Source organism: Belnapia sp. (assembly GCF_059504005.1).
Genome location: NZ_JCACHU010000048.1, coordinates 53167 through 78004, shown reverse-complemented (window position 1 = coordinate 78004; position 24838 = coordinate 53167). Strand labels below are relative to the sequence as shown.

Genomic DNA, 24838 nt, shown 5'->3' with positions numbered 1-24838 from the left:
CCGTTCCGCCTCCCGGCCGGACATGCTGCGGGCGACGATGCACAGGTGCCGATGATGATCCTGCGGGCCGAACCCCTGACCTCCGCCGCCTTCCTCCCCTATGGCGAGGTGATCGAGTGCCCCAGCATCCCGGGCCGCACCTATTTCGAGGATGCGCTGGCCAATCTCCGCCCGCACGCCCGGCCGAGCCTGTCGCTGACGGTGACCGACAAGGCCGCCGCGATGCCGCTGCGCTCCACCACCATGGAGCGGCACGAGTTCTCCTCGCAGAGCTTCGTCCCGCAGCAGGCCGGGCGCTGGCTCGCCATCATCGCGCCCCACGCCAGGGATGGAGGGCCGGACATGGCCCGCGCCCGCGCCTTCCTCGCCGGGCCGAGGCAGGGCGTCACCTATGGCGCCAATGTCTGGCATCACCCCTTCACCGTCATCGACGCGCCGGCGTGCTTCGTCGTCACCATGTGGCGCGACGGCACCAAGGGCGACGAGGAATTCGTCACCGTTCCCGAATTCACCGTGGAGCTGCCCTGATGGCTTATGAGGTGCGGCGCGACTTCATCGGCTACGGCGCCAACCTGCCCGATCCGCAATGGCCGAACGGCGCGAAGCTCGCCGTCAATTTCGTCATCAACTACGAGGAGGGCTCGGAGCCCTCGATCGCATTGGGCGACGGCTATAGCGAGCACGGCCTCACCGAATCCTACAACGTGAAGCAGGTGGCGAAGGGCCGCGACCTCGCCGCCGAGGGCATGTTCGAATATGGCAGCCGCGTCGGCTTCTGGCGCCTCGCGCGGCTGTTCCAGGAGCGCGGCCTGCCGCTCACCATCTTCGGCTGCGCCCTCGCCCTCGAGGAGAACCCGGAGGCCTCGGCCGCCATCCGCGCCGCCGGCTACGACGTCTGCAGCCATGGCTGGCGCTGGGTGAAGCATTTCGAGCTTTCCGAGGCGGAGGAGCGCGACCACATCGCCCGTGCCGTCGCCAGCATCGAGCGGACGACGGGCGCGAAGCCCGCCGGCTGGTACTGCCGCTACGGCCCGAGCGTGAACACCCGCCGCCTGGTCGTCGAGCATGGCGGCTTCCTCTACGACAGCGACTACTACGGCGAGGAGCTGCCCTTCTGGGTCACGGTGGAGGGCCAGGGCCATCTCGTCGTGCCCTACTCGCTCACCAACAACGACGGGAAATATGCCGGCTGGATGGGCACCGGCGAGCAGTGGTTCTCCTTCATCCGCGACGCCTTCGACATGCTGCTCGCCGAAGGGCGGGCGGGGCAGCCGAAGATGATGTCGGTCGGCCTGCACCAGCGCCTGATCGGCCACCCCGCCCGCGCGGCCGGGCTGCAACGGGTGCTCGACCACATGGTGCAGCAGCCGGATGTCTGGATCACCCGCCGCCTCGACATCGCCCGGCACTGGGTCGCCACCCATCCCTATCCCGGCCGGGGCCTGAACGAATGACGCCCCTCGTTGTCGCTCTCGGCGAGCAGCGCTACCGCGTCGAGCGCCCCTGGGGCGAGCTGCCGGAGGGGCCGGGCCGCATCAGCGACGTCGCCTGCGATGCGGCCGGCAACGTCCTCGTCCAATACCGCACCGACCCCTATGTGGATCCGGAGGCGCCGGCGATCATCGTCCTTTCGCCGGAGGGCCGGCACATCGGCGCCTGGGGCGCGGGCGAGGTGGCGGACGGGCATATGTTCACCGTCCACCCCGATGGCCGCGTCTTCGTCGTCGACCGCGACGCGCATGAGATCGTCATCTTCTCGGCAGCGGGGCAGCGGCTCGGCGCCCTGGGCAGGCGCCACGCGCCGGGCGAGCCCTTCAACGCCCCCTGCGACATCGCCTTCGCCCGCGACGGCAGCATGTATGTCGCGGATGGCTACGGGAACTCCCGGGTCCACCGCTTCACGGCGGAGGGCACCCCGCTCGGTGCCTGGGGCCGCCCCGGCCAGCGCGGCGGCGAGTTCGCCACGCCGCATTCCGTCTGGGTTCTGGAGGATGGCCGGGTGCTGGTGGCCGACCGCGAGAACAACCGCGTCCAGGTGTTCACGCCTGACGGCATCCACCTGATGGATGTGCGCGACCTCCACAAGCCGATGGACGTCCATGGCGGCCCGGATGGCAGCTTCTACGTGACGGACCAGGTCCCCCGCCTCAGCCAGTTCAGCCGCGAGGGCCGGCTGATCGGCCGCTGCCGCCCGGTGCTGAACGGCACGCATGGCATGTGGCGCGACCCGCTGAGCGGCGCGATCTACCAGAGCGAGCAGAACCCCAACCGCCTGACCCGCCTAGCCCCGATCTAACTCAAGGGTTCCAAGGGCCCTTCGGCCCTTGGTGGGGGAGCGTGAGGGGGCAAAGCCCCCTCAACCTTTACCTCGCGGCGGCAGAAGCCTCCGACCTCGTCGCCCCCACGCGCGAGGCCAGCGCCGCCGCCATGAACTCGTCGAGGTCGCCGTCCAGCACCGCGGCCGGGTTGCCCTTCTCGACCCCCGTGCGCAGGTCCTTCACCAGCTGGTAGGGCTGCAGCACGTAGTTCCGGATCTGGTGGCCCCAGCCGATGTCGGTCTTGCCCGCCTCGATGCCGGCCGCCACCGCCTCGCGCTTCGACAGCTCCAGCTCGTAGAGGCGCGCCTTCAGCATGTTCATGGCGATGGCGCGGTTCTTGTGCTGGCTGCGGTCCTGGGTGGAGGCGGCGACGATGCCCGTCGGGATATGGGTGAAGCGCACGCCGGACTCGGTCTTGTTGACGTGCTGCCCGCCGGCGCCCGAGGCGCGGAAGGTGTCGGTCTTGATGTCCGCCGGGTTGATGTCGATCTCGATCTTGTCGTCGACGACCGGGTAGACATAGACGCTGGCGAAGCTGGTCTGCCGCTTGTCGTTGCCGCCGAAGGGGCTGATCCGCACCAGGCGGTGCACGCCCGTCTCCGTCTTCAGCCAGCCATAGGCCGAGGGCCCGGTCACCTGCAGGGTGGCCGACTTGATGCCCGCCTCCTCCCCGTCGGACTGCTCGGTCAGCGCCACCTTGTAGCCGTGCTGCTCGGCCCAGCGCTGGTACATGCGCAGCAGCATCTCCGCCCAGTCCTGCGCCTCGGTGCCGCCGACGCCGGCATTCACCTCGACATAGGCGTCGTTCTGGTCGGCCTCGCCGGAGAGCAGGCTCTCGATCTCGCGCCGCTTGGCCTCGGTGGCCAGCGCATGGAGGTCGGCGACGGCGGCATCGGCGGTCGCCGCATCGCCCTCCGCCTCGGCCAGCTCGATCAGCTCCATGGCGTCGCTGACCGCCTGCTCGAGCCGCCGGACGCCCTCGGTCTGGTCGGCGAGGCGGGAGCGTTCCCGCATCAGCTTGTTGGCGGCCTCGGCATCGGTCCAGAGGCTCGGGTCTTCCGCCTTGGCGTTCAGCTCATCGAGGCGTCGGAGTGCGGCATCCCAGTCAAAGATGCCTCCTCAGCAGGGACACCGAGGCGGTGATCTGCTCGTTCAGGGATTCTGCATCGGCGCGCATGGCCGGGCGATAGGCCAAGCCGGGCGACCTGTCCAGCCCGTGACGCAGGGATACAATATGGAAGAGAAATTCATTCGGTCCTGAATACACCAGAGGTATAGGGTCCGCCCTGGATGGAAGCGGCCCGCATGTTCCGGCGGGCCCCGCGCATGGAGGGCCCGCCGGCCATGACCGCCGCCTCGATCGACCTGGCCGCGGCCCACCGCATCCTCGCCCGCGCCGCCTATGGCGCCCGTCCGGGCGAGGCGGAGGCGCTGGCCCGCACCGGCCTCGGCCCCTGGCTCGACCGCCAGCTCGCCCTGCCCGCGGCGGAGCCGGCGGTGGAGGCGCGGATCGACGACCTCGCGATCCCCATCCGCTACGCCGCCGGCCCCGGCGAGCAGATCACCGACGAGCGCCGCCCGCCCACCACCCTGCGCCAGTCCCAGGCCGAGCGCTGGCGCCTTGGCGAGTTCCGCCGCGAGGTCCGCATCCCCGGTGCCGAGCGCGAGCGCCCGCGCCTCGAATTCACCCTCGCCACCCTGCTGCGCAGGACCGCCGCAGAGGCCCAGCTCCGCGAGCGGACGGCGGAGTTCTGGCACGACCACTTCAACGTCTCCTACCAGGCCGATGGCCGCGTCGCCGCCTCGCTGCCCGACCATGACCGGCGCATCCGCGAGCACGCCCTCGGCTCCTTCCGCGCCCTCCTGGAGGCGATGGCGACCAGCCCGGCCATGCTGGTCTACCTGAACAACCAGAGCTCCCGCGCCGGCGCCCCCAACGAGAACTACGCCCGCGAGCTGCTGGAGCTGCACACGCTGGGCCGCGCCGCCTATCGCGGCAGCGCCCGCACCGGCCGCGACGTGCCGCGCCTGCCGGACGGCCGCCCCGCCTTCTATGTCGATGCCGATGTCTGGGAGGCCGCCCGGGCGCTGACCGGCTGGAGCGTCGCCGCGGGACAGAACTTCGACGGCGCCCGCAGCCTGCCGCGCACCGGCGAGTTCGCCTATGTCGCCCAGTGGCACGACCCCTACCAGAAGCACTTCCTTGGCCTGGACCTCGACCCCTTCGCCCCGGCCATGGCGCATGGCCGGGCGGTGCTGGACGCGCTCGCCGCCCATCCGGCGACGGCGCGCTTCCTCTGCACCAAGCTCGCCCGCTTCCTGCTCGGCGACCCGCCGCCGGCCGCCGCCATCGCCCGCGCCGAGGCGGCCTGGACGCGCAGCCTCGGCCGGGACGACCAGATCGCGCGCACCGTCCGCGCCCTGCTGGCCGGGCCGGAGATCCTGGACGCCGCCCGCGGCCGCGCCCGCCGCCCGGTCGACGCCATGGCCGCCGCGGTGCGGGGGCTCGACATCCCCTTCGCCCCGAACCAGGCGCTGATCGGCCAGCTCGCCGCCGCCGGCCAGCTTCCCTTCGGCTGGGCGCCGCCGGATGGCCAGCCGCTCGATGCCGAGCCCTATCTCGGCGCGACGGCGCTGCGCGCCCGCTGGGGCATGCTGCTCGGCCTCGCCCGCAACAGCACCGGCACCGGCCTCTCGCCGCATTATGCCGAGATGGCGAAGGCCCCGGTCGAGGCGACCGCGCGCCGCCTCGCCACGCTGTCGCTCGGCCCCGCCGGCGCGCCGGTGGCGGAGACCGTCGCCGGCGTCTGGATCACCGCCGGCCGCAACCCCCGCCCGGCGCCGAACGAGGTCGCCGAGCTTGCCGGCTGGGTGCTGAACGCCCCCGCCTTCCAGACCGCCTGAGGGAGATCGGCCATGCCCATCCTGCTCGGCCGCCGCCACCTGCTCCGCGCCGGGATCGGCGCTGCCCTGCTGCCCAATCTCCGCAGCCTCGCCTTTGCCGACCCAAGCGGCGCCGGGCAGCCCGGCGGGCCGCTGCTGGTGCTGGTCAACCTCCGCGGCGGGATGGACGGGCTGCACGCCCTCTCGCCCGCCGACGACGCGCATTTCGTCGACCAGCGCGCGGAGAGCCTGCGCAACCCGGCCGGCGGCCCGCAGGCCGGCCTCCGCCTCGATGCCTCCGCCGCCGCGGATTTCCGCCTGCACCCCGAGGCCGCGCCGCTGGCCGAGATCTGGCAGGACCGCCGCATGGCGATCTGGCCCGCCGCCGGCGTGCCGCAGGCGACGCGCAGCCATTTCGAGGCGCAGGCGATGATGGGCCTCGGCCAGGGCCTCCGCGCCGAGCAGGGCGGCAGCACCGGCTGGCTCGCCGCCTGGGCCGCCGGCGCCGCGCCCTCCGGCGCCACCCTCTCGGCCCAGGGCGGCCTTGCCCGGGACCTGCTCGGCGCCCATCACGGCATCGCCGTCTCCTCGCTGGGCGACGGCCTCGCGCCGCCGGGGGGGAGCTTCGGCGAGGCGATGCTGGAGGCGCTCCACCGCCGTGGCCAGGGGCCGGTGGCCCGGGCCGGGCAGGAGGCACTCGCCGGCCTCCGCAGCATCGACCGGCTGCTGCCGCGCGACGCCGAGGGCAGGCTGCTCCCCTACGCCCCCGCCGCCGGCGCCGACTACGCTGCCGGCCGCGAGTTCGGCCGGGCGCTGGCCGTCGTCGCCCAGACCGCGAAGCTGAACCCCGCGCTCATCGCCGCCACCGTCGATCTCGGCGGCTGGGACACGCATGAGGGCCAGCCCGGCCGCTTCGCCGACCGCATGCGCGTGCTCGCCCGGGGCTTGGGCGCCTTCGATGCCGACATGGCCGGCCTGCCGCGGCGCTGGACGGTGCTGGTGGCGAGCGAGTTCGGCCGCCGCCTCCGCTCCAACCGCAGCAACGGCACGGATCACGGCCGGGCGGGGGTGATCCTCGCCTTCGGTGCGGGCTTCGGCCTCGGCCGCCGCTTCGGCGACTGGCCGGGCCTCGCGCCGGATGCGCTGGACGAGGGCGTCGACCTGCGCGTGGCGACCGACTACCGCGCGGTCTTCCGCACCGTCATCGCCGACCTCGCCCCAGGCGCGCCGCCGCCCTTCGCGCGGAGCTGAAGGCCCCGGGCCGAGGCCCGCCTCAGCGCGCCGTCGCCGTGATCCCGAGCGTCCGCTGGACCTCAGCCGGCCCGCCCGCCGCCGCGCCCGACAGCTCGCTGACCGGCACCGGCTTCGGCGGCTGCATGTTGACGGTCACCTCCTGCGCCTGCCCGCGCAGCAGCCGCTGCACCGCCGCCAGCACCGGCGCCACCGCGCCCGTGCCGCCCTGCATCGCGCCCGCCGCCTGGTTGGCCCAGGCCTCGCGCACCTGCCGCTCCGGCCGCCGGCTGTCCCGCGCCTCGGCGGCCGCCAGCCGCTGCAGCAGCGACTGGTCGAGGTAGCGCATGCTCAGCGAGACCAGCCGCGCGGCGGCGAATTTCTCCTGCGCCGAGCCGTCCGGCGCGATGCCGTCCATGGTCACCGACAGGCCGAAGGCGCCGGCATCCCGCACGCCGAGCAGCATCCCGACGATCTCCAGCCGCCCGGCCGCCTGGTCGACCCGGCTTTCCACCGAGAAATCCCCGGTCAGGGCCTGGTAACCCAGCCGCTGGAGCCAGGGCGCGATCATCGGGAAGGGCTCCACCCTGAGCCCCTCCAGCGTGAGCCGCCCGGTATCCGGCCCGCCCTTGCCGAGCGCCCCTGTCATCCGCACGGCGCCGAGCGAGCCGACGGCGGCATCGCCCTGCGTCACCGTCACCCCCTCGATCGAGGCGGTATAGGCCCCCGGCGGCTGCGGCGGCGTCCCCTTCTCGGCCAGCGCGCCGAGCGTGCCGGCAAGGTCGATCCCCTCCAGCGCCATGCGGGCGACCTTCACCCGGTCGGCGACGCCGCTCCCTTCCGGCACCAGCATGTCGAGCCCGGTGACGGTCGCCCGCCCCGGCTGCCCCGCCCGGTAGTCCTGCACCACGATCTCGGCGATGCCGACCGGCCGCTCGCCCTGCACCGCCAGCGCCTCCAGCCGGAGGAAGCCGAGGCTCATCTGGTCCGGCCGCAGCTCCTCCCCCGGCGCGGGCTGCTGCACCGTGAGGTCGCGCAGCTCCACCCGCCCGATCGCCGTCACCTGGCCCTCCTTGCCGGTCAGGGTGACGGTCTGCGCGGTGAGGCCGGCGATGCCGTCCGCCCGCGGCCGGTCGACGAGCATCTCCTGCGCCGCGAGGCGCTCGCCATCCGGCCTGCGGAGCTCGGCATCCTGCAGCCGCACCGCGCCCGTCGCCGCATTGGTGACGGTGGCCGTCCGGTAGGTGAGGCTCGTCCCCGTCCCGAGCATGGCGCGGAGCTGCCCGAGCGCCGCCGGCTCGTTCGGCGGCACCGGCGCGGGCGCGGCCGCCGGCGGGGCCGGGGTGGCGGGGGCACCGCCATCGCCGAATTTGTCGGAGCGCGGCGCCGGGGCAGGGGTCTCGGCCCGTGGCGCCGCCGGGGGCGGGTCGGCGAATTTATCCGCCTGCGGCGACGCGGGCGGCATGGCGGGCGCTGGCGCCGGCCCGAATTTCCCGCCCTGCTGCTGCGGCGGCTGCGGAGCCCCCAGCGCCGGCGGCTTGCCTTGGGCGAGGGCGAAGCCTCCCCCCAGCAACGCCGCCATCCCGCCCAGCACCCCGATGCCCCGCAAGCCGCGCATCCCTGCCTCCGTCCAAATCATTGGCGGCGAGTTTCGCACGCCCTCGCCCGCCCCGCCCGTGTTTTTGCGCAAGCGTGACGTCCCCGGCCCCGCCGGGGCAGCGCGGCCCGGCGGCGATTGAGCGCTGCCGCCCCGCATTCCAAAACCGCGGGTGCCCACCCATCTCCTGTGACATGAGCAAGCTGCCCACCGCCCCGGGCTCCGCCGCCGTCACCGATTTTCTCCGCCAGGTGGCGAGCCTTCCCGCCCGTCCGGCGAGCCACCGGCCGGGCCGGCTCGTCATGGCGATCGACGCCACCGCCTCCCGCCAGCCGACCTGGGACCGCGCCTGCCAGCTGCAGGGCGAGATGTTCCAGGCGACGCGCGCCCTGGGCGGCCTCGTCATCCGCCTCGCCTATTTCCGCGGCTTCGAGGAATTCGCCGCCACCCCCTTCCTCGCCGATGCCGCCGAGCTCACCCGCCGCATGACCGGCCTGCACTGCCTCGGCGGCCAGACCCAGATCGGCCGCGTCTTCCGGCATGCGCTGGAGGAAACGAAGCGCGACCGCGTCCACGCCCTCATCCTCATCGGCGATGCAGTGGAGGAGCCGCTGGACCCGCTCTGCCACCAGGCCGGCCAGCTCGGCCTGCACGGCACGCCCGTCTTCGCCTTCCATGAGGGCGGCGACCCCCGCGCCCGCGATGGCTTCCGCCAATTCGCCAGGGTCTCGGGCGGCGCCTATGCCCCCTTCGACTCCGCCAGCGCCGCGACGCTCGCCGAGCTGCTGCGCGCCGTTGCCGTCTATGCCGCCGGCGGCCGCGCCGCCCTCGCCCGCCTCCCCGGCGCGGCCGCCCGGCGCATCGCCGGCCAGCTGCCCGCGCCCGGCTGATGGCCTGGCTCGCCCTCGGCGCGCTGGCGCTGCTCCTCGGCCTCTGGCTGCTGCGCGCCTTTGCCGAGGCCTCGCCGGCCACCATCCGCAAGGCGGCGGTCTGGCTCCTCGCCCTGCTCGGCGGCGGGCTGCTGTTGCTCCTGCTGCTGAGCGGCCGCGGCCCGCAGGCGCTCTGGGCGCTGGTCTTCTTCGGCCCGGTCCTCTGGCGCCGCGTCGGCGGCTGGCTCGCCGCCCGCCGCTTCGGCCGCCCGGCCGGCGACGCCAGCACGGTGGAGACGGCGACGCTCGCCATGAGCCTCGACCATACGACCGGCACCCTCAGCGGCCGCATCCTGCGCGGCGCCGAGGCAGGGCGGGACCTGGCGAGCCTCGACATCCCCGCCATCCTCGGCCTGATGGCGGAGTGCCGCACCGCGGACCCGGAGAGCATCCCCCTCCTCGAGACCTGGCTCGACCGCACCCATCCCGGCTGGCGCGACATCCCCTCCGAGCCATCCGACGGCCCGATGACCCGCGCCGAGGCCCTGTCCGTCCTCGGCCTCGCCGAGGGCGCCGATGCGGAGGCAGTGCGCGCCGCCCATCGCCGCCTGATGCGGAGCGCCCATCCCGACCGCGGCGGCAGCGACTGGCTGGCGGCCCGCATCAACCAGGCCCGCGACATCCTGCTCGGCTAACGAACATCGCCGCCCGGCCCGCGTTGGCCTTCCTCAACTCAGCGAGGGAGCAGCCCGATGACCAAGCCCAAAGGCAGCGACGACCGCAACGGCCAGCTCGGCGAGACCGAGGCCCGCCAGGGCAACCGCGGCCAGCCCGCCACCGGCGAGAAGGACGCCCGCGGCCTGACCCGCGACAGCACCCTGCTCCGGGAGGAGGACGAGGCCCCCGTCCCCGGCGACGCCGCCCGCGGCCCCTGGGCCGTCGACACCACCCCGAAGGGCGACTGAGCCCCGCGCGGCATCCTGGGCGGGCATAACTTGCCCCGCCCCCGCCCCGCATGGCATCCCTCCGCCCGAGGCGCCGCAACCGTAGCGCACCCATCGCCATCCGCCAGGGAGAGCCCCGTGCCCGCCAAGAAGCCGCTGAAGAAGGCCGTCCTGCCCGTCGCCGGCCTCGGCACCCGTTTCCTCCCCGCCACCAAGGTAATGGCGAAGGAGATGCTCCCGGTCGTCGACAAGCCGCTGATCCAGTACGCGGTGGAGGAGGCGCGCGCCGCCGGCATCGAGCAGTTCTGCTTCGTCACCGGCCGCGGCAAGGTGATGCTGGTGGATCAGTTCGACGTCGCCGTCGAGCTGGAGCGGACATTGACGGAGCGCGGCAAGCAGAAGGAGCTCGACATGCTCCACGCCCAGGCGCTGCCGCCCGGCTCCATCGTCACCACGCGCCAGCAGGTGCCGCTCGGCCTCGGCCATGCGATCTGGTGCGCCCGCGCCTTCATCGCCGACGACCCCTTCGCCATCCTCCTCCCCGACGACCTGATGCAGTGCGAGGTGTCCTGCACGAAGCAGCTCGCCGAGGCCTATGACGAGACCGGCGGCAACGTCGTCGCCGTCGAGGAAGTGCCGCGCGAGATCGTCAACCGCTACGGCGTCATCGACCCCGGCGCCACCACCGGCCGACTGGTCGAGGTGAAGGGCCTGGTCGAGAAGCCCCCGGTGGAGAAGGCGCCCTCCAACCTCACCGTCATCGGCCGCTACGTGCTGATGCCGGAGGTGATCGGCCATCTCTCCAAGATGGAGCGCGGCGCCGGCAACGAGATCCAGCTCACCGACAGCATGGCGAAGCTGATCGGCACCCAGCCCTTCCATGGCGTGCTCTACGAGGGCCGGCGCTTCGACTGCGGCGACAAGGCCGGCTATCTCGAGGCGCAGATCGCCTTCGCCATGGCCCGGCCCGACATGGCGCCGGCCATGCGCGAGATCATGAAGCGCTACGCGTAAGGAACCGTCATGTCCGTCTTCCACCACGAATTCCACGGCACCGTCCTCCGCGAATACGACATCCGCGGCATCATCGGCGAGACGCTGCAGCCCGAGGACGCCTTCGCCATCGGCCGCTGCTTCGGCTCGATCGTGATCCGCAAGGGCGGCGGCAAGGTCGCGGTGGGCTATGACGGCCGCCTGTCCTCGCCCGACCTCGAGCCGCAGCTCGTCGCCGGCCTCCGCGCCTGCGGGCTCGAGGTGCTGCGCATCGGCCTCGTCGCCACGCCGATGCTCTACTTCGCCAGCCATGCCCTGCAGGCCGATGGCGCGGTGATGGTCACCGGCAGCCACAACCCGCCGAACTACAACGGCTTCAAGATGATGCTGCGCCAGAAGCCCTTCTATGGCCCGCAGATCCAGGAGATCGGCCGCATGGCGCGCGACGGCGACGTCGTCCCCGTCGCCACCGAGGGCACCGACCGCCAGGTCGAGATCATGGAGGACTATGTCGCCCGCGTGCTGCGCGACTACGACGGCGGCGAGCGCCGGCTGAAGGTGGTCTGGGACCCGGGCAACGGCTCCGGCTGCGAGGTGACGAAGGTGCTGGCCGGCAAGCTGCCCGGCGAGCACACCGTCGTCAACGCCGATGTCGACGGCACCTTCCCCAACCACCACCCCGACCCGACCGTCGCCAAGAACCTAGAGCAGCTCATCGCCGAGGTGGTGCGCACCGGCGCCGACCTCGGCATCGCCTTCGACGGCGACGCCGACCGCATCGGCGTCGTCGACAACGAGGGCCACATCCTCTTCGGCGACCAGCTGCTCATCATCCTGGCGCGCGACGTCCTCAAGGCGAAGCCGGGCGGCACCATCATCGCCGACGTCAAGGCGAGCCAGGTGCTGTTCAACGAGGTGGCGAAGGCCGGCGGCACGCCGCTGATGTGGAAGACCGGCCACTCCCTCATCAAGACCAAGATGGCCGAGACGGGCAGCCCGCTCGCCGGCGAGATGTCGGGCCACATCTTCTTCGCCGACAAGTGGTACGGCTTCGACGACGCGCCCTATTCCGCCATCCGCCTGCTCGGCATCGTCGCCCGGATGCAGGAGAGGCTGAGCGAGGTGCGCGCCGCCCTGCCGCAGGTCGTCAACACGCCGGAGCTCCGCTTCGACTGCGCCGAGGATCGCAAGTTCCAGGTGGTGCAGGAGGTGAAGCAGCGCCTCGCCGCTTCCGGCGCCAAGGTGCAGGACGTGGACGGCGTCCGCGTGCTGACGGATGACGGCTGGTGGCTGCTGCGCGCCTCCAACACCCAGGCGGTGCTGGTCGCCCGCTGCGAGGCCTCCTCCGAGGCCGGACTCGACCGGCTGAAGGCGCTGCTGGTCGAGCAGCTGACGTCCAGCGGCCTGCCCGTCCCCGACTTCTCGGCGGAGAATGCCGGCCACTGAGCCTTCGGGGGCTGCCGGTCCCTCGCAGGCGGCGGCCTTCAGCGGCAGGAGCGCAGGCGTGCTGCTTTTCCTCTATGGCAGCCTGCTGGATCCCAGGGTGCTCGCCCGGCAATCCGGCGAGCCCCGCCTGGCCTGGCGGCTCCGCCCCGCGACGCTTCCGGGCCATGCCCGCCGCCCGCTCCGCGGCACCCCCTACCCGACGCTGGTCCGGCAGGCCGGCGCCATCACTGATGGCGCCCTGCTGCGGCCGGGCCCCGCCGCCCTCCGCCGCCTCGCCGCCTATGAGGGGGCGGAGTACCGCCTGACCCCCGTCCGTCCGCTGACAGCCCGCGGCCCGGTCCGTGCCCATGCCTGGATCGCCCCGCGCTGGCGGGGGGATAGCGCCCGATTTCGCTTGTCTTAAGGAATAATTTCCTGCTAAGCTCCCCGCCCTTCGGTGGAGCCACCCATGCCAGCCATCCCTCCCATGCCGCGCCGGCCTGCCCCAGGGGACGGCGGGGAGGGTTTTGTCCGGAACCTGCCGTCTCCGCTCCGGCCCTGCGGCGCATTGACGCGGCCCGGTCCCGATCCCTACCTTGTTGACCGGATGCACAAGGGTTCAAGCCATTGATGGTCCCGCCGAAAACCCCGCTCGGGGCGGGCGTCGGCACGTCCCTGGCCAGCCTCGACACCCGCGCCGCGACCATCCTGCGGGAGCTGGTCGAGATCTATGTCACGACCGGGGAGCCGGTGGGCTCCCGCACCCTCTCGCGCCGCCTGCCCCTCGGCCTCTCCCCCGCCTCCATCCGCAACGTGATGGCGGACCTGGAGGAGGCCGGGCTGCTCTACGCCCCGCACACCTCCGCCGGCCGCCTGCCGACCGAGCGTGGCCTCCGCCTCTTCGTCGACGGGCTGCTCGAGTTCGGCGACCTCAGCGAGGACGAGCGGAGCGAGATCGCCGCCCGCTGCGCCGCCTCCGGCCGCTCCATGCAGGAGACGCTGGGTGAGGCCGGGCAGATGCTCTCCGGCCTCGCCGGCGCCGCGGGCCTCGTCGTCGCGCCGAAATCGGAGGGCACGGTCCGCCACATCGAATTCGTGGGCTTAGGCCCCGGCCGCGCCCTGGTGGTGCTCGTCACCGCCGATGGCCGGGTCGAGAACCGGGTGATCGACGTGCCCCCCGGCCTGCCGCCCTCCGCCTTGGTGCAGGCGAGCAACTACCTGAACGCCCGCCTGGCCGGCCGCTCGCTCGACGAGGCGCGGCTGCATGTCACCGACGAGATCTCGGCCAACCGCACCGCGCTCGACGCGCTGACCAACCAGGTGGTGGAATCCGGCCTCGCCACCTGGGCGGGCGGCGGCGGCGGCAGCCTCATCATCCGCGGCCAGGCGAAGCTGCTGCAGAACCTCGACCAGGCCGCCCGCCTTGCCGAGATCCAGGCGCTGTTCGAGCGGCTGGAGGCGCAGGAGACGGTGCTCCGGCTGCTCGACCTCGCGCAGCGCGGCCAGGGCGTGCAGATCTTCATCGGCGCCGAGAGCGGGTTGTTCGACAGCGCCGGCCTCTCCATGGTCGTCGCCCCCTTCCGCAACGGGCAGGAGAAGATCGTCGGCGCCATCGGCGTCATCGGCCCGACGCGGATCAACTACGGCCGCGTCATCCCGGTGGTGGACTACACCGCGCGCGTGATCGGCCGCCTGCTGGGCTGATCCGGGGGCGGGAACGCATCCTGCCCTCCGGCTTTGTGGCATCGGTTCCGCCGTCAAGGAGTGGGCAAGGCGTCCGTGCGACACCCTGCCCGTCCCGATGGGGACCCACCCCGCCACAACGGATGGACCCGATCGTGACCTTCCGACCCAGCCTGTTCCGCAGCTTCTTCCTCGGCGGCTTCGAATGCTCGACGCATCGCCGCAACGACGGGCGCCGGCTCGACCTCATCGCCGCGACCCGGCACGACCTGCTGGCCGAGGAGGATTACCGCCAGGTCGCGGAGCACGGCATCCGCGCGGTGCGCGACGGCGTGCGCTGGCACCTCGTCCAGGCCGGCGGCCCCGGCCAGTATGACTGGTCGCCGGTGCAGGCCCTGCTGCAGGCCGCGAGCCGCACCGGCACCCAAGTGGTCTGGGACCTCTGCCACTACGGCTGGCCGGACTGGCTCGACTTCTTCTCGGCGGATTTCGCCCCGCGCTTCGCCGAATACGCGGTGCGCTTCGCCGAGCTGGCCCGCGCCGAGACCGGCCAGGCGCCGACCCTCTGCCCGCTGAACGAGATTTCCTTCCTCGCCTGGGCCGGCGGCGAGACCGGGCACTTCAACCCCTGCACCCGCGGCCGTGGGCCGGAGGTGAAGCGCCAGGCCGTCGCCGCGACGCTGGCCGCCACCCGCGCCATGCGCCAAGTGGTGCCCGGCACCCGCGTCTTCGCGGTGGAGCCGCTGGTCAACACCGTCGGCCGGCCGAATGTGGTCGAGGACATCGCCCCCTCCGAGGCGCGCAACGCCGGCATGTGGGAAGCCTGGGATATGCTGCTCGGCCGGCAGGCGCCGGAGCTCGGCGGCTCGGAGGACGTGCTCGACGCCATCGGGGTGAATTTCTACTGGAACAACCAGTGGTGGCTGCATGAGGGCCGCGACGCCGCCCCGCTCTCGGTCTTCGACGAGCGCTGGGTGCCGCTGCGCGACCTGCTCGCCAAGGTCCACGCCCACTTCCAGCGCCCCATCTTCGTCGCCGAGACCAGCATCGAGGGCGACCGCCGCGCGCTCTGGCTGCGCTACGTCGCCGAGGAGGTGCGCGAGGCCATCCGCGCCGGCGTGCCGGTGGAGGGCATCTGCCTCTACCCCGTGCTCAGCCATCCGGGCTGGGACAACGACCGCTACTGCCCGAACGGCCTGCTCGAGATGGAGCCGAGGCATGGTCGCCGGCCGGTCCATGCCCCGCTGGCGCGGGAGCTGCGCCGGCAGCAGCAGGACTTCGCCGAGTTCTTCGGCGAGCGCTCGGAGGCGGCGGCCTGAGGCGCCTGCCTCGGCGCGGCCCGCCCCGGGCTCCGACGCTTGCCGAAGCGTGACGAGCCGGGGCATAACCCCAGCCGAGGAAGGTGATCACATGTCCGAGCGCGCGAATGGCCAGGCCGCGGATGCAGCGTCCCTGCCGCCGCTCTACCACCAGCTCGAGGGGCTGACCGCCGAGCGCCACGGCGCGCTCCGCCTGCGCGACACGGGCTTCGGCTTCGCCGCCGCCGCCAGCGCGGTGCCGCTCGCGGCGGAGGAGTTCGCCATCGCCGCGCGCAGCCTCGCCATCGTCTTCGCCGCGCAGGCGCCGCACATGCCCGTTGCGCTGACCGGGCTGGCGGCGGGGACCAACCTCTTCGTCGACAGCGGCGGGGCCTGGAAGGTGGGCGCCTATGTGCCGGCCTACCTCCGGCGCTACCCCTTCTTCCTGCTGCGCGTGGCGCCCGACTCCGAGGAGCTGGCCCTCTGCATCGACCCGGGCGCGCCGCAAGTGAGCGACAGCCTGGGCGAGCCGCTCTTCACCGAGGACGGCAAGCCGGCGCCGCAGCTCGAGCGCGCCTTCGCCTTCACCAAGTCGGTGGAGGAGGCGATGCTGCGCACCCGCGCCATGACCCAGCGCCTGGCGGAGCTCGGCCTGCTGAAGTCCTCCATCGTGCAGTTCGAGCAGCACGGCAAGCCGGTGCGCATCGACGGGTTCTTCGCAGTCGACCGGCCGACGCTCGCCGCCCTGCCGCCGGAGCAGCTCGCCGAGCTGCGCGACCGCGGCTGGCTCGAGGCGGTCTACGCCCATCTCCTCTCGATCGGCGGCATGCCGGAGCTGGCGCGCGGCATCAGGGGGTAGATGGACGAGGCCGGCGAGGAGGACTAACAGACGGTCAAGGTCCAATGGGAGGAACCATGACCGGACGCCGTCACCTGCTGGCCGCCGCGGCCGGCATCCTCGCCGCCACCGGCGGCGGGGCATGGGCAGAGCAGCGCCTCGCCAGCCTCTACATGTTCATCCCCGCCGGGCCGGGCGGGGGCTGGGACGGGCTCGGCCGGGCGATCGAGCAGGTCGCGCGGCAGGCGGGGCTGGTCGGCAGCTTCCAGTTCGAGAATGTCGGCGGCGCCGGCGGCTCGGTCGGGCTGCCGCGCTTCGTCGGGCAGCGGCGCGGGCGGCCGGACGCGCTGATGGTCGCGGGCTCGATCATGGTCGGCGCGACGCTGACCAACAAGACGCCGGTCGGCATGAAGGACGTGACGCCGATCGCGCGGATGACGGAGGAGGCCGGCGTCGTCGTCGTGCCGGCGAGCTCCGACATCCAAGACATCAAGGGCCTCCTCGCCGCGCTGAAGGCCAATCCCGGCGGCACCTCCGTCGGCGGCGGCTCGGCGGGCGGGACGGACCACATCACCCTCGGCCTTATCCTGAAGGCGCTCGGCCGCTCGGCGAAGGAGGGGTCCTATGTCGCCTTCGCCGGCGGCGGGCCGGCCCAGGCGGCCATCCTCGGGGCGCAGGTGAAGGCCGGCATCTCCGGCTTCTCGGAATTCGCCGAGCAGATCAAGTCGGGCCGTATGCGGGCGCTGGCGACGACGGGCGCGACGCGCACCGACCCCAACATCCCGACGCTGCAGGAAAGCGGCATCGACGTCGCCATCACCAATTGGCGCGGCGTCTTCGCCCCGCCCGGCATCCGCCCCGACGCGCGGGAGAAGCTGGTCGCGCTGATGACGGAGATCCACGCCCTGCCGGCCTGGACCGCGATGCTGAAGACGCGCGAGTGGGAGGATGCCTTCCTCACCGGCGAAGCCCTCACCGCCTTCCTCGCCCAGGACGTGACGCAGACGGAGGCGGTGCTGAAGGAGATCGGGCTCGCGTGACCCGGCGCGGCACCGGCCCCGACCTCGCGGTCGGCGGCTTCGTCCTGCTGCTCGGCCTGCTGGCGCTCTGGCAGACGAGCGTCATCCCCGCCTCGCCGATCTATGCGCAGGTGGGGCCGAAGGCGGTGCCCTATGTGGTCTCGGCCGGGCTCTTCGCGCTCGGCGCCGGACTGGTGGCGAGCGCGCTGCGTGGCGGCTGGTCCCACACGCTGGAGGAGGTGCGGGAGGCGCCGCCGACCAACTGGCGGGCGCTCGGCCTGCTGCTGGCGGGGCTCGCGGCCAACCTGGTGCTGATCGGGCCGCTCGGCTTCTCCATCGCGGCGAGCGCTCAATTCGTGCTGGTGTCGGCCGCCTTCGGCTCGCGCCGCCTGCTGCGGGACCTGGTGCTGGCGCTGGTGCTGACGCTGCTCGTCTGGTTCCTCTTCGTCGAGGTGCTCGGCGTCAATATCGGCGCGGGCGTGCTGGAAGGCCTCGTGCTGCGGGCGCTCGGCCAGGAGGTGCTCTGACCATGCGGCCTGCTGATCCGCTCCGCGGCCTCGCCGCTTCACGGACGGGACGCCGATGATGGACAGCATCGCCGGCCTCCAGCTCGGCTTCTCCCATGCGCTGACCCTCGGCAACCTGGGCTGGGCGCTGCTCGGCTGCTTCCTCGGCACGGCGATCGGCGTGCTGCCCGGCATCGGGCCGGCGCTGACCATCGCGCTGCTGCTGCCGATCACCTTCAAGGTGGAGGCGACGGGAGCCTTCATCCTCTTCTGCGGCGTCTTCTACGGGGCGATGTATGGCGGCTCCACCACCTCGATCCTGCTGAACACGCCGGGCGAGTCGGGCTCCATCATCACCGCGCTCGAAGGGGCCAAGATGGCGCGCAACGGCCGGGCGGGGCCGGCGCTGGCGACGGCGGCGATCGGCAGCTTCGTCGCGGGCACCATCGGCACGCTCGGCATCAGCTTCCTCGGGCCGGTCGTCGTCGACCTCGCGCTGAGGCTCGGGCCGGCGGAGTATTTCTCGCTGATGGTGCTCTGCTTCGTCACCGTCTCGGCGGTGCTCGGCGGCTCGGCGCTGCGGGGGCTGACGAGCCTCTTCTTCGGCCTGCTGCTGGGCCTGGTCGGCATCGACCTGCAGACCGGGCAGCCGCGGATGACGCTCGGCGTGCCGGAGCTGCTGGACGGCGTCAATGTCGTGCTGGTCGCCGTCGCGCTCTTCGCCGTCGGCGAGACGCTCTACATGGCCTGGCGGCATACGAACGAGGCGCCGCAGGTGCGCCAGGTCGGCAGCATCATGATGTCCCGCAGCGACTGGAAGCGCAGCATCGGCCCCTGGATCCGCGGCTCGCTGCTCGGCTTCCCCTTCGGCGTGATGCCGGCGGGCGGGACCGAGATGCCGACCATGCTCAGCTACTATGCCGAGCGGAAGCTGGTGAAGCCGGAGCATGCCGGCGAGTTCGGCACGACGGGCGCGATCGAGGGCGTCGCCGGGCCGGAGGCGGCGAACAACGCGGCGGCGGCCGGCATTCTCGTGCCGATGCTGACGCTCGGCCTGCCGACCTCGGCGACGGCGGCGATCATGCTGAGCGCCTTCCAGAGCTACGGGATCAATCCCGGGCCCTTGCTCTTCGAGCAGCAGGGGGCGCTGGTCTGGACGCTGATCGCCAGCCTCTATGTCGCCAACATCATGCTGGTGGTGCTGAACCTGCCGCTGGTCGGGCTCTGGGCGCGCATCCTCAAGATTCCCCAACCTCAATTGTACGCCGGCATCCTGGTCTTCGCCACGATCGGGACCTACGGCATCAGCAACAGCGTGACCGACCTGGTGCTGCTCTACGTCATCGGCATCATCGGCATGTTCATGCGGCGCTTCGACTTCCCGACGGCGCCCGTCGTCATCGGCATGATCCTCGGGCCGATGGCGGAGCAGGCGATGCGCCAGGCGCTGACTATCAGCGAGGGGGACTGGACCACCTTCCTCACCCGGCCGGTCTCCCTGGCGATCCTGCTGCTGGCGCTGGCGGCGCTGGTCGGGCCACGCGTCTACGGGCGGCTCGCGGGCGCCAGGTAGGGGCGAGGGCGGCTACTCCGCCGCCTGTCCCAGCCGCCAGTCGCCCCGCGCCGAGCGCGGCAGGCCGAGATGGTCGCGGAGCGTCGGGCCCGTATAGTCCTGCCGGTACAGGCCGCGGCGCTGCAGCTCCGGCACGACGTAGCGGACGAACTCGGCATAGGTGCCGGGGACGTGGGTGGCGGAGATGACGAAGCCGTCGCAGGCGCCGCCGGCGAACCAGGCCTCGAGCTTGTCCGCCACCTCCTTCGGCCCGCCGACCATGTCCATCCGCGGCCGGCCGCGGCCGCTGCCGGTGATGAAGTCGCGCACCGTCGGGTTGCGCTTGCCCGTCGCCTCCACCACGCGGTCGCGGATCGCCTGCAGGCCCTGGATGCCGGCCATCTCCGCATCGGTGAAGGGCTCGTCCATGCCCTTGCTGGCGAAGTCGAAATTCAGCGCCTCGGAGAGCAGCGAGAGGGCGTCGATCTCGAGCGGCAGCCTGTCGATCAGCGCCGCGCGGTCCTCCGCCTCGGCCTTGGTGGCGGCGCAGATCGGGTTGCAGAGCGTCGCCACCTTCACCGAGGCCGGGTCGCGCCCCGCAGCGGCCACCATCGCCTTGAAGGCGTCGTAGTCGCGCTTGCCGGAGGCGATGTCGTGATAGGCGACGAAGACCAGCTCCGCCCAGCGGGCCGAGAAAGCCTTGCCGCGGCCGCTGCTGCCGGCCTGGATCAGCACCGGCCGCCCCTGCGGCGAGCGCGGCACGGTGAAGGGGCCGCGGGATTGGAGAAAGCGGCCCTTGTAGTCCAGCCGGTGCACCTTGCCGCCATCGCCGAAACGGCCGCTCACCTTGTCGACGATCAGCGCATCGTCCTCCCAAGCATCCCAATGGCCGAGCACGACCTCGACGAATTCGTCGGCGCGGTCGTAGCGGGCGTCATGCGCCATCATCTCGGCATGGCCCATGTTGGCCGCCTCGCCATCGTTGAGCGAGGTGACGACGTTCCAGGCGGCGCGCCCGTCGCTCATCAGGTCGAGCGTCTGGAAGGCGCGGGCGACGTGGTAGGGCTCGTAATAGGTGGTGGAGGCGGTGGAGCCAAGGCCGAGGCGGCTCGTCGCCGCCGCCATCATCGTCAGCACCACCACCGGGTCGAGCTTCACGCAGCGGATGCCGTGCTCGATCGTGTGGCGGTGGTCGGAGCCGTAGCGGTCCGGCATGGAGAGCCGGTCGTCGAAGAAGGCGAGGTCGAATTTCCCGGCCTCCAGGATGCGGCCGATCTCCTGGTAGTAGTCGGCGCGGAGGAAATCCGTCCGGCTTTCCGGGTGGCGCCAGGACGAGGCGAGGTTGGTGCAGTTCTGCGCCTGCAGGAAGCCGACGAGATGCATCTGGCGCATGGGCCGTTCCCTCCGTGGTTGCCGGGAAGCCTCGCGCCCGGACAGGCGGCGGTCAATGCTGGTGCCCGGAGACGGGGGTGGTAGCATCGCCGCCGGGTGGAGGGGTCCGGCATGCGATTGGCGCTCTGCAACGAGGTCCTGCGCGAGCTGCCCTTCGCCGCGCAATGCGCGCGGGCGGCGGCGCTCGGCTATGGGGGGCTGGAGGTGGCGCCCTTCACCCTCGATGCGGAGGCGCCGCACCTGCTGCCGGCCGCGCGCCGCGCTGAGCTGCGCCGGGCGGCGGCCGAGGCGGGCATCGCCATCAGCGGGCTCCACTGGCTGCTGGTCGCGCCGAGCGGGCTGTCCATTACCACGAGCGATCCGGCGGTCCGCGCCCGGACCTTCGAGGTGATCGAGCGGCTGATCGGCCTCGCCGGCGATCTCGGCGCCGGCTACCTGGTGCATGGCTCGCCGGGGCAGCGGCGGGTCGTGGCGGAGGGCGATGCGGCGCGCGCCGAGGACTGCATGGCGCGCATCGCCGGCTGGGCGGCCGCAGCGGGCGTCACCTATTGCCTGGAGCCGCTGGCGGCGCGCGAGACCAACTGGGCGACGACGGTCGCCAGGGCGGCCGGCATCGTCGAGCGGATCGGCAGCCCGGCGCTCAGGACCATGCTGGACGTCTCGGCCGCCGGGAATGGCGAGGCGGAGCCGGCCGATGCGCTGCTGGAGCGCTGGCTACCAACGGGGCTCATCGCCCATGTCCACCTGAACGACCGCAACCGGCGGGCGCCGGGGCAGGGGGAGGACCGGTTCGGGCTCATCCTCGCCGTGCTGAAGCGGCAGGGCTACGGCGGCTGGTGCGGCGTCGAGCCCTTCGACTACGTGCCGGACGGGCCCGGCAGCGCCGCCTTCGCCGCCGGCTATCTGCGCGGCCTGTGGGAGGGCTTGGCATGAGCGCCCCGCGCTTCCGCATCCTCGAGGTCGAGCGGCGGGAATGGCCCTTCCGCCTGCGCCTGCCCTTCCGCTTCGGCGTCATCACCGTCACCGAGGGGCGGCAGGCGGTGGTCCGCGCCCGCATCCGCGACGAGGCCGGGCGCGAGTGCTGGGGCGTCGCCGCCGAGACCCTTGCCGCCAAGTGGTTCGACAAGGACCTAGGCCTCAGCGACGCGCAGAACGGGCATCAGCTCCGGCGCTCACTGGAACTCGCCGGCGAGGCCGCGCTGGCGGCGGGCGAGAACACTGCCTTCGGCCATTTCGCCGACCACTACGCCGCCCATGTCGAGGCCTGCGGGCGCGAGGGGCTGAACCCGCTGGTCGCCAGCTATGGCCGCTCCCTCGTCGACCGCGCCGCGCTGGACGCGCTGCTGAAGCTGCACGGCACCTCGTTCTTCGCCGGCATGCGGGCGAATATCGGCGGCATGGCGCCGCATCCGGTGGCGCCGGACCTTGCCGGCTTCGACTTCGGCGCGATGCTGGCCGGGCTCGCGCCGGCGCGGCGCATCCAGGCGCGGCACACGGTCGGGCTGGTCGATCCCATCACCGCCGCCGACCAGGAAGCGCGTGTCGGCGACGGGCTGCCGGAGACGCTGGAGGAGGTCGCCGCCACCTACCGCCACGCCTGGTGGAAGCTGAAGGTCGCCGGCGATGTCGCGGCGGATGTCGACCGGCTCTGCCGCATCGCCGCGGTGCTGGACCGGCTGCACGGCTACCACGTCTCGCTCGACGGCAACGAGCAATATGCCGATGCCGAGGGCGTCGCTGCGCTCTGGCGGGCGATGGAGGCGGAGCCGCGGCTGCGGCGGCTCTCCGCCTCCGTCGCCTATATCGAGCAGCCGGTGGCGCGCGCGCGGGCGCTGCGGACGCGGATCGCCGCCGCCCGCCCCGTCATCATCGACGAGAGCGACGGCGCGCTCGATGCCTTCGTCGAGGCGCGGGCACTCGGCTATGCCGGCGTCTCGTCCAAGGCCTGCAAGGGCGTGTGGCGCTCGCTGCTGAACTTCGCCCGCTGCCGCCACTGGGGCGAGGGATATTTCATGACCGGCGAGGACCTGACGACGCTCGCCGGCATCTGCGTGCAGCAGGACCTGGCGCTGGTGGCGCTGCTCGGCCTCGCGCATGTGGAGCGCAACGGGCACCACTTCATCGACGGCTTCGACGGCAGGCCGAAGGCGGAGGCGGTGCGCTTCATGGAGGCGCATCCGGACCTTTATGCCGACACGCCGCGCGGCCCGCGCCTGGCCATCCGCGAGGGCGCGCTGGAGCTCGGCTCGCTCGAGGTGCCCGGGCTCGGCGCCAGGGAGGAGCCGGACTACGCCGCCATGCAGGCCATGCCGAAGGCCGCCTGGCCCGGCTGACGGGGCGCCGGCCTCACAGCAGGTCGATCATCAGCCGCGAGGATTGCTCGCGGATGCGGGCGCCGAGGCCACGGCGCTCCCATTCCTCCAGCCTGACCGGGCGGGCGCGGCCGAATTCGCGGGCGAGGATGCGCTCGAGCGTGGCGGCGGTGTCGCGGCCGAGGATGATCGCATCCACCTCGTTGTTCCAGGCGACGCTGCGCCGGTCGAGGTTGGAGGAGCCGACGGCGGACCACACGCCGTCCACCACCGCCAGCTTGCCGTGCAGCACGCCGTCGGTGACCTCGTGGATGCGGATGCCGGCCTGCAGCATGTCGTCATAGGCGGCGTGCTGGGCGTTCAGTGCCTCCTGGCTGTCGCTGACGCTCGGCAGCAGCAGCCGCACATCGACGCCGCGGCGCGCTGCGGCGCGCAGCACGCGGCGCTGCTGCAAGGTCGGCACGAAATAGCCGGTGCAGAGCCAGATCCGCTCCCGCGCCGCCTCCAGCGCCGTCACCAGGGTGACGTAGTAGCGCGGCTGCCGCTCGCCCGGCGCGCTGCCGAGGATGCGGATGCGCGCCGGCCCCGCCTCCGCCAGGCGGGGGAACCAGTCGCGGGGCGCCAGCGGCTCGCCGTGCTCCTTGGTCCAGGTCTCGAGGAAGAGGCGCTGCATGGTGGCGACCGCCGGCCCCTCGATGCGGACGGAGGTGTCGTGCCAGCAGGCGGCTTCCGGGTCCGTCGGCGTCGCCCCGGTGCCGCAGGGGTTCTGGTAGACGCGGTCGAGATTGACGCCGCCCATGATGCCGATGCGTCCGTCCACCACCATCAGCTTGCGGTGGTCCCGGTCGTTCGGCTTCCAGCCGCGCTTGGCGGCGGCCGGGTTGAGGGGGTGGAATTCCAGCGTCCGCGCGCCTGCCGCGCGCAGCGGCTCCAGATTCGTGCCGGCGGAGCCGAAGCTGTCATGGATAATGGTGACGGCGACGCCCTGGGCCAGCTTCAGCCGCAGCAGCTCGAAGAGCGAGGGGCCGTCGAGGCCGGGGATGCGGACATCCTGGAAGATGTAGAATTCGAGGTTGATGTGGTCCGTCGCGCCGGCGATGGCGCGGAAGGCGGCGTTGAACATGGCGACGCCGCCGTCCAGCACCTCCACCCGGTTGCCGCCGAGCAGCGGGGCGCCGGCCAGGGTCTCGGCGAGCAGGGCCTGGCGTTCCATCGGGTCCGAAGGGCCGTCCGGCAGCACCGGGATCGCGGCGCATCCCGACAAGCCTGCCGCCAGCAGCCCAAGGCTGCGCCGTCCGATCCGTCCCTGCTTCATGCCGACCGTAACGCCGCCGGGCGGTTCCGGCTGCGCGCCGATCCGGATCAGCTTGGCGAGAGCCGGTCAGCCGAGGATGTCGGCGACCGCGAGGGTGACGTCGGGCAAGGCTTCGGGCTGCACGGCCTCGCCGCGGCCGGCCCGGGCGATGCGGGCATAGCCGCCCGGCCCCGGCCCTCGGCAAAGCTCCACCGCGCCGCCAGCGAGGTCGACGATCCAGACCTCGGGGATGCCGTGCCGGGCATAGAGCGGCAGCTTCACCTGGCGGTCGAGGCGGAGGCTGCTGTCGGCGACCTCGATCAGCAGCAGGATGTCGGCGGGGGTGGGGTGCTCGCTGCGGTAGTCGTCGGCGCGTGGGCGAAGGACGGCGATGTCCGGCTGCGGCTCCGACTCCTCGCCGAGCCGGACCGGGTTCTGCACGGCGACGAAGGCTCGCTCGCCGAGGGCAAGGGAGAGCCGGCGGTTGAGGCCGAGCGTCGTCCCGGCATGCGCAGCCCCGATCGGCGCCATCTGCACCAGCTCCCCCTCGATGAGCTCCACCCGGTCCTCGGGGCCGAGAATCCCGGCCTCGCCCATGCGGTGGAAGTCGTGGACGTCGAGCTTGAAGCGGTTGATCCAGGGGTGGTGCAACAAGCCGGCCTCGCTCATGCCGTGGCCCTCCTTC

24 protein-coding genes are annotated in these 24838 nt (G+C 72.7%); 19 read left to right on the top strand and 5 right to left on the bottom strand.

The features are described 5' to 3' along the window. Window positions 1-51 precede the first annotated feature (51 nt). Genes AC5JJ1_RS07930 through AC5JJ1_RS07920 form a run of 3 tightly spaced genes read left to right on the top strand, consistent with a single transcriptional unit; the run spans window position 52 to window position 2296 of the window. A complete protein-coding gene (locus AC5JJ1_RS07930) occupies window positions 52-528 on the top strand; it encodes an ureidoglycolate lyase (protein ID WP_495784663.1) in 477 nt (158 codons plus the stop codon). After that, on the top strand, window positions 528-1454 hold the full coding sequence (locus AC5JJ1_RS07925) for an allantoinase PuuE (RefSeq protein WP_495784567.1): 927 nt from the start codon (window positions 528-530) through the stop codon (window positions 1452-1454). Before AC5JJ1_RS07930 ends, AC5JJ1_RS07925 begins: the two co-directional genes overlap by 1 nt. Beyond that, window positions 1451-2296 carry an NHL repeat-containing protein gene (locus AC5JJ1_RS07920; RefSeq protein ID WP_495784566.1) on the top strand — a complete coding sequence of 282 codons (846 nt, stop codon included), beginning with the start codon at window positions 1451-1453 and terminating at the stop codon, window positions 2294-2296. The genes AC5JJ1_RS07925 and AC5JJ1_RS07920 overlap by 4 nt, the downstream gene beginning before the upstream one ends. 67 nt (window positions 2297-2363) lie before the next feature. On the opposite strand, the gene prfB is transcribed toward AC5JJ1_RS07920, so the two are convergent. Next, window positions 2364-3495 (bottom strand): peptide chain release factor 2 gene (gene prfB, locus AC5JJ1_RS07915; RefSeq protein ID WP_495784565.1). Its coding sequence is split into 2 segments (ribosomal slippage): window positions 2364-3425 and window positions 3427-3495, totalling 1131 coding nucleotides; the frame shifts between segments, so codons are not numbered across the junction. A gap of 128 nt (window positions 3496-3623) precedes the next feature. Here prfB and AC5JJ1_RS07910 point away from each other — a divergent pair. Both AC5JJ1_RS07910 and AC5JJ1_RS07905 read left to right on the top strand, forming a co-directional pair. Next, window positions 3624-5222: a DUF1800 domain-containing protein gene (locus AC5JJ1_RS07910; protein WP_495784564.1), complete on the top strand. Its 1599-nt coding sequence runs from the start codon at window positions 3624-3626 to the stop codon at window positions 5220-5222. Between the two features lie 12 nt (window positions 5223-5234). Further along, the gene (locus AC5JJ1_RS07905) at window positions 5235-6452 is read left to right on the top strand and encodes a DUF1501 domain-containing protein (RefSeq protein WP_495784563.1); all 1218 of its coding nucleotides are present in this window, start codon (window positions 5235-5237) and stop codon (window positions 6450-6452) included. Window positions 6453-6474: 22 nt separating this feature from the next. Here AC5JJ1_RS07905 and AC5JJ1_RS07900 read toward each other — a convergent pair whose 3' ends face one another. After that, window positions 6475-8049: an aq_1923 C-terminal domain gene (locus tag AC5JJ1_RS07900; protein ID WP_495784562.1), complete on the bottom strand. Its 1575-nt coding sequence runs from the start codon at window positions 8047-8049 to the stop codon at window positions 6475-6477. 173 nt (window positions 8050-8222) lie between these two features. Between AC5JJ1_RS07900 and AC5JJ1_RS07895 the strand changes: the two genes are divergently transcribed. The 12 genes from AC5JJ1_RS07895 (at window position 8223) to AC5JJ1_RS07840 (ending at window position 19176) form a co-directional block, all read left to right on the top strand. Next, window positions 8223-8918 carry a VWA domain-containing protein gene (locus tag AC5JJ1_RS07895; protein ID WP_495784561.1) on the top strand — a complete coding sequence of 232 codons (696 nt, stop codon included), beginning with the start codon at window positions 8223-8225 and terminating at the stop codon, window positions 8916-8918. Continuing rightward, a complete protein-coding gene (locus AC5JJ1_RS07890) occupies window positions 8918-9592 on the top strand; it encodes a J domain-containing protein (protein ID WP_495784560.1) in 675 nt (224 codons plus the stop codon). The genes AC5JJ1_RS07895 and AC5JJ1_RS07890 overlap by 1 nt, the downstream gene beginning before the upstream one ends. Before the next feature lie 57 nt (window positions 9593-9649). Further along, window positions 9650-9862, top strand: coding sequence for a hypothetical protein (locus AC5JJ1_RS07885; RefSeq protein ID WP_495784559.1), 213 nt, complete (start codon window positions 9650-9652; stop codon window positions 9860-9862). 117 nt (window positions 9863-9979) lie between these two features. Then, entirely contained in the window at window positions 9980-10855 is an 876-nt protein-coding gene (locus tag AC5JJ1_RS07880) for a UTP--glucose-1-phosphate uridylyltransferase (protein ID WP_495784558.1), read from the top strand. Window positions 10856-10864: 9 nt separating this feature from the next. After that, complete coding sequence (gene pgmG, locus AC5JJ1_RS07875; RefSeq protein ID WP_495784557.1) at window positions 10865-12280, top strand: phosphoglucomutase/phosphomannomutase PgmG; 1416 nt, start codon at window positions 10865-10867, stop codon at window positions 12278-12280. A gap of 58 nt (window positions 12281-12338) precedes the next feature. Further along, window positions 12339-12683, top strand: a complete 345-nt coding sequence (locus AC5JJ1_RS07870) for a gamma-glutamylcyclotransferase family protein (RefSeq protein ID WP_495784556.1) — start codon at window positions 12339-12341, stop codon at window positions 12681-12683. Between the two features lie 206 nt (window positions 12684-12889). After that, window positions 12890-13963 carry a heat-inducible transcriptional repressor HrcA gene (gene hrcA / locus AC5JJ1_RS07865; RefSeq protein WP_495784555.1) on the top strand — a complete coding sequence of 358 codons (1074 nt, stop codon included), beginning with the start codon at window positions 12890-12892 and terminating at the stop codon, window positions 13961-13963. A gap of 134 nt (window positions 13964-14097) precedes the next feature. Then, entirely contained in the window at window positions 14098-15261 is a 1164-nt protein-coding gene (locus AC5JJ1_RS07860) for a glycoside hydrolase family 1 protein (RefSeq protein WP_495784554.1), read from the top strand. A gap of 91 nt (window positions 15262-15352) precedes the next feature. After that, window positions 15353-16099, top strand: a complete 747-nt coding sequence (locus AC5JJ1_RS07855) for a SapC family protein (protein ID WP_495784553.1) — start codon at window positions 15353-15355, stop codon at window positions 16097-16099. Between the two features lie 56 nt (window positions 16100-16155). Beyond that, window positions 16156-17118 carry a Bug family tripartite tricarboxylate transporter substrate binding protein gene (locus tag AC5JJ1_RS07850; RefSeq protein WP_495784552.1) on the top strand — a complete coding sequence of 321 codons (963 nt, stop codon included), beginning with the start codon at window positions 16156-16158 and terminating at the stop codon, window positions 17116-17118. Then, window positions 17115-17624, top strand: coding sequence for a tripartite tricarboxylate transporter TctB family protein (locus tag AC5JJ1_RS07845; RefSeq protein WP_495784551.1), 510 nt, complete (start codon window positions 17115-17117; stop codon window positions 17622-17624). The genes AC5JJ1_RS07850 and AC5JJ1_RS07845 overlap by 4 nt, the downstream gene beginning before the upstream one ends. Window positions 17625-17679: 55 nt before the next feature. Then, window positions 17680-19176: a tripartite tricarboxylate transporter permease gene (locus AC5JJ1_RS07840; protein WP_495784550.1), complete on the top strand. Its 1497-nt coding sequence runs from the start codon at window positions 17680-17682 to the stop codon at window positions 19174-19176. 12 nt (window positions 19177-19188) lie between these two features. On the opposite strand, the gene AC5JJ1_RS07835 is transcribed toward AC5JJ1_RS07840, so the two are convergent. Then, window positions 19189-20547: an LLM class flavin-dependent oxidoreductase gene (locus AC5JJ1_RS07835; RefSeq protein WP_495784549.1), complete on the bottom strand. Its 1359-nt coding sequence runs from the start codon at window positions 20545-20547 to the stop codon at window positions 19189-19191. 111 nt (window positions 20548-20658) lie between these two features. On the opposite strand from AC5JJ1_RS07835, the gene AC5JJ1_RS07830 reads away from it, so the two are divergent. Further along, on the top strand, window positions 20659-21480 hold the full coding sequence (locus AC5JJ1_RS07830) for a sugar phosphate isomerase/epimerase family protein (RefSeq protein ID WP_495784548.1): 822 nt from the start codon (window positions 20659-20661) through the stop codon (window positions 21478-21480). Next, window positions 21477-22880, top strand: coding sequence for an enolase-like domain-containing protein (locus tag AC5JJ1_RS07825; RefSeq protein ID WP_495784547.1), 1404 nt, complete (start codon window positions 21477-21479; stop codon window positions 22878-22880). Before AC5JJ1_RS07830 ends, AC5JJ1_RS07825 begins: the two co-directional genes overlap by 4 nt. Before the next feature lie 13 nt (window positions 22881-22893). Here AC5JJ1_RS07825 and AC5JJ1_RS07820 read toward each other — a convergent pair whose 3' ends face one another. Further along, window positions 22894-24174 (bottom strand): phospholipase D-like domain-containing protein, encoded by a 1281-nt coding sequence (locus AC5JJ1_RS07820; RefSeq protein ID WP_495784546.1) that lies wholly within the window; start codon window positions 24172-24174, stop codon window positions 22894-22896. A gap of 66 nt (window positions 24175-24240) precedes the next feature. Continuing rightward, window positions 24241-24822: a Uma2 family endonuclease gene (locus tag AC5JJ1_RS07815; RefSeq protein ID WP_495784545.1), complete on the bottom strand. Its 582-nt coding sequence runs from the start codon at window positions 24820-24822 to the stop codon at window positions 24241-24243. Between the last annotated feature and the right edge of the window lie 16 nt (window positions 24823-24838).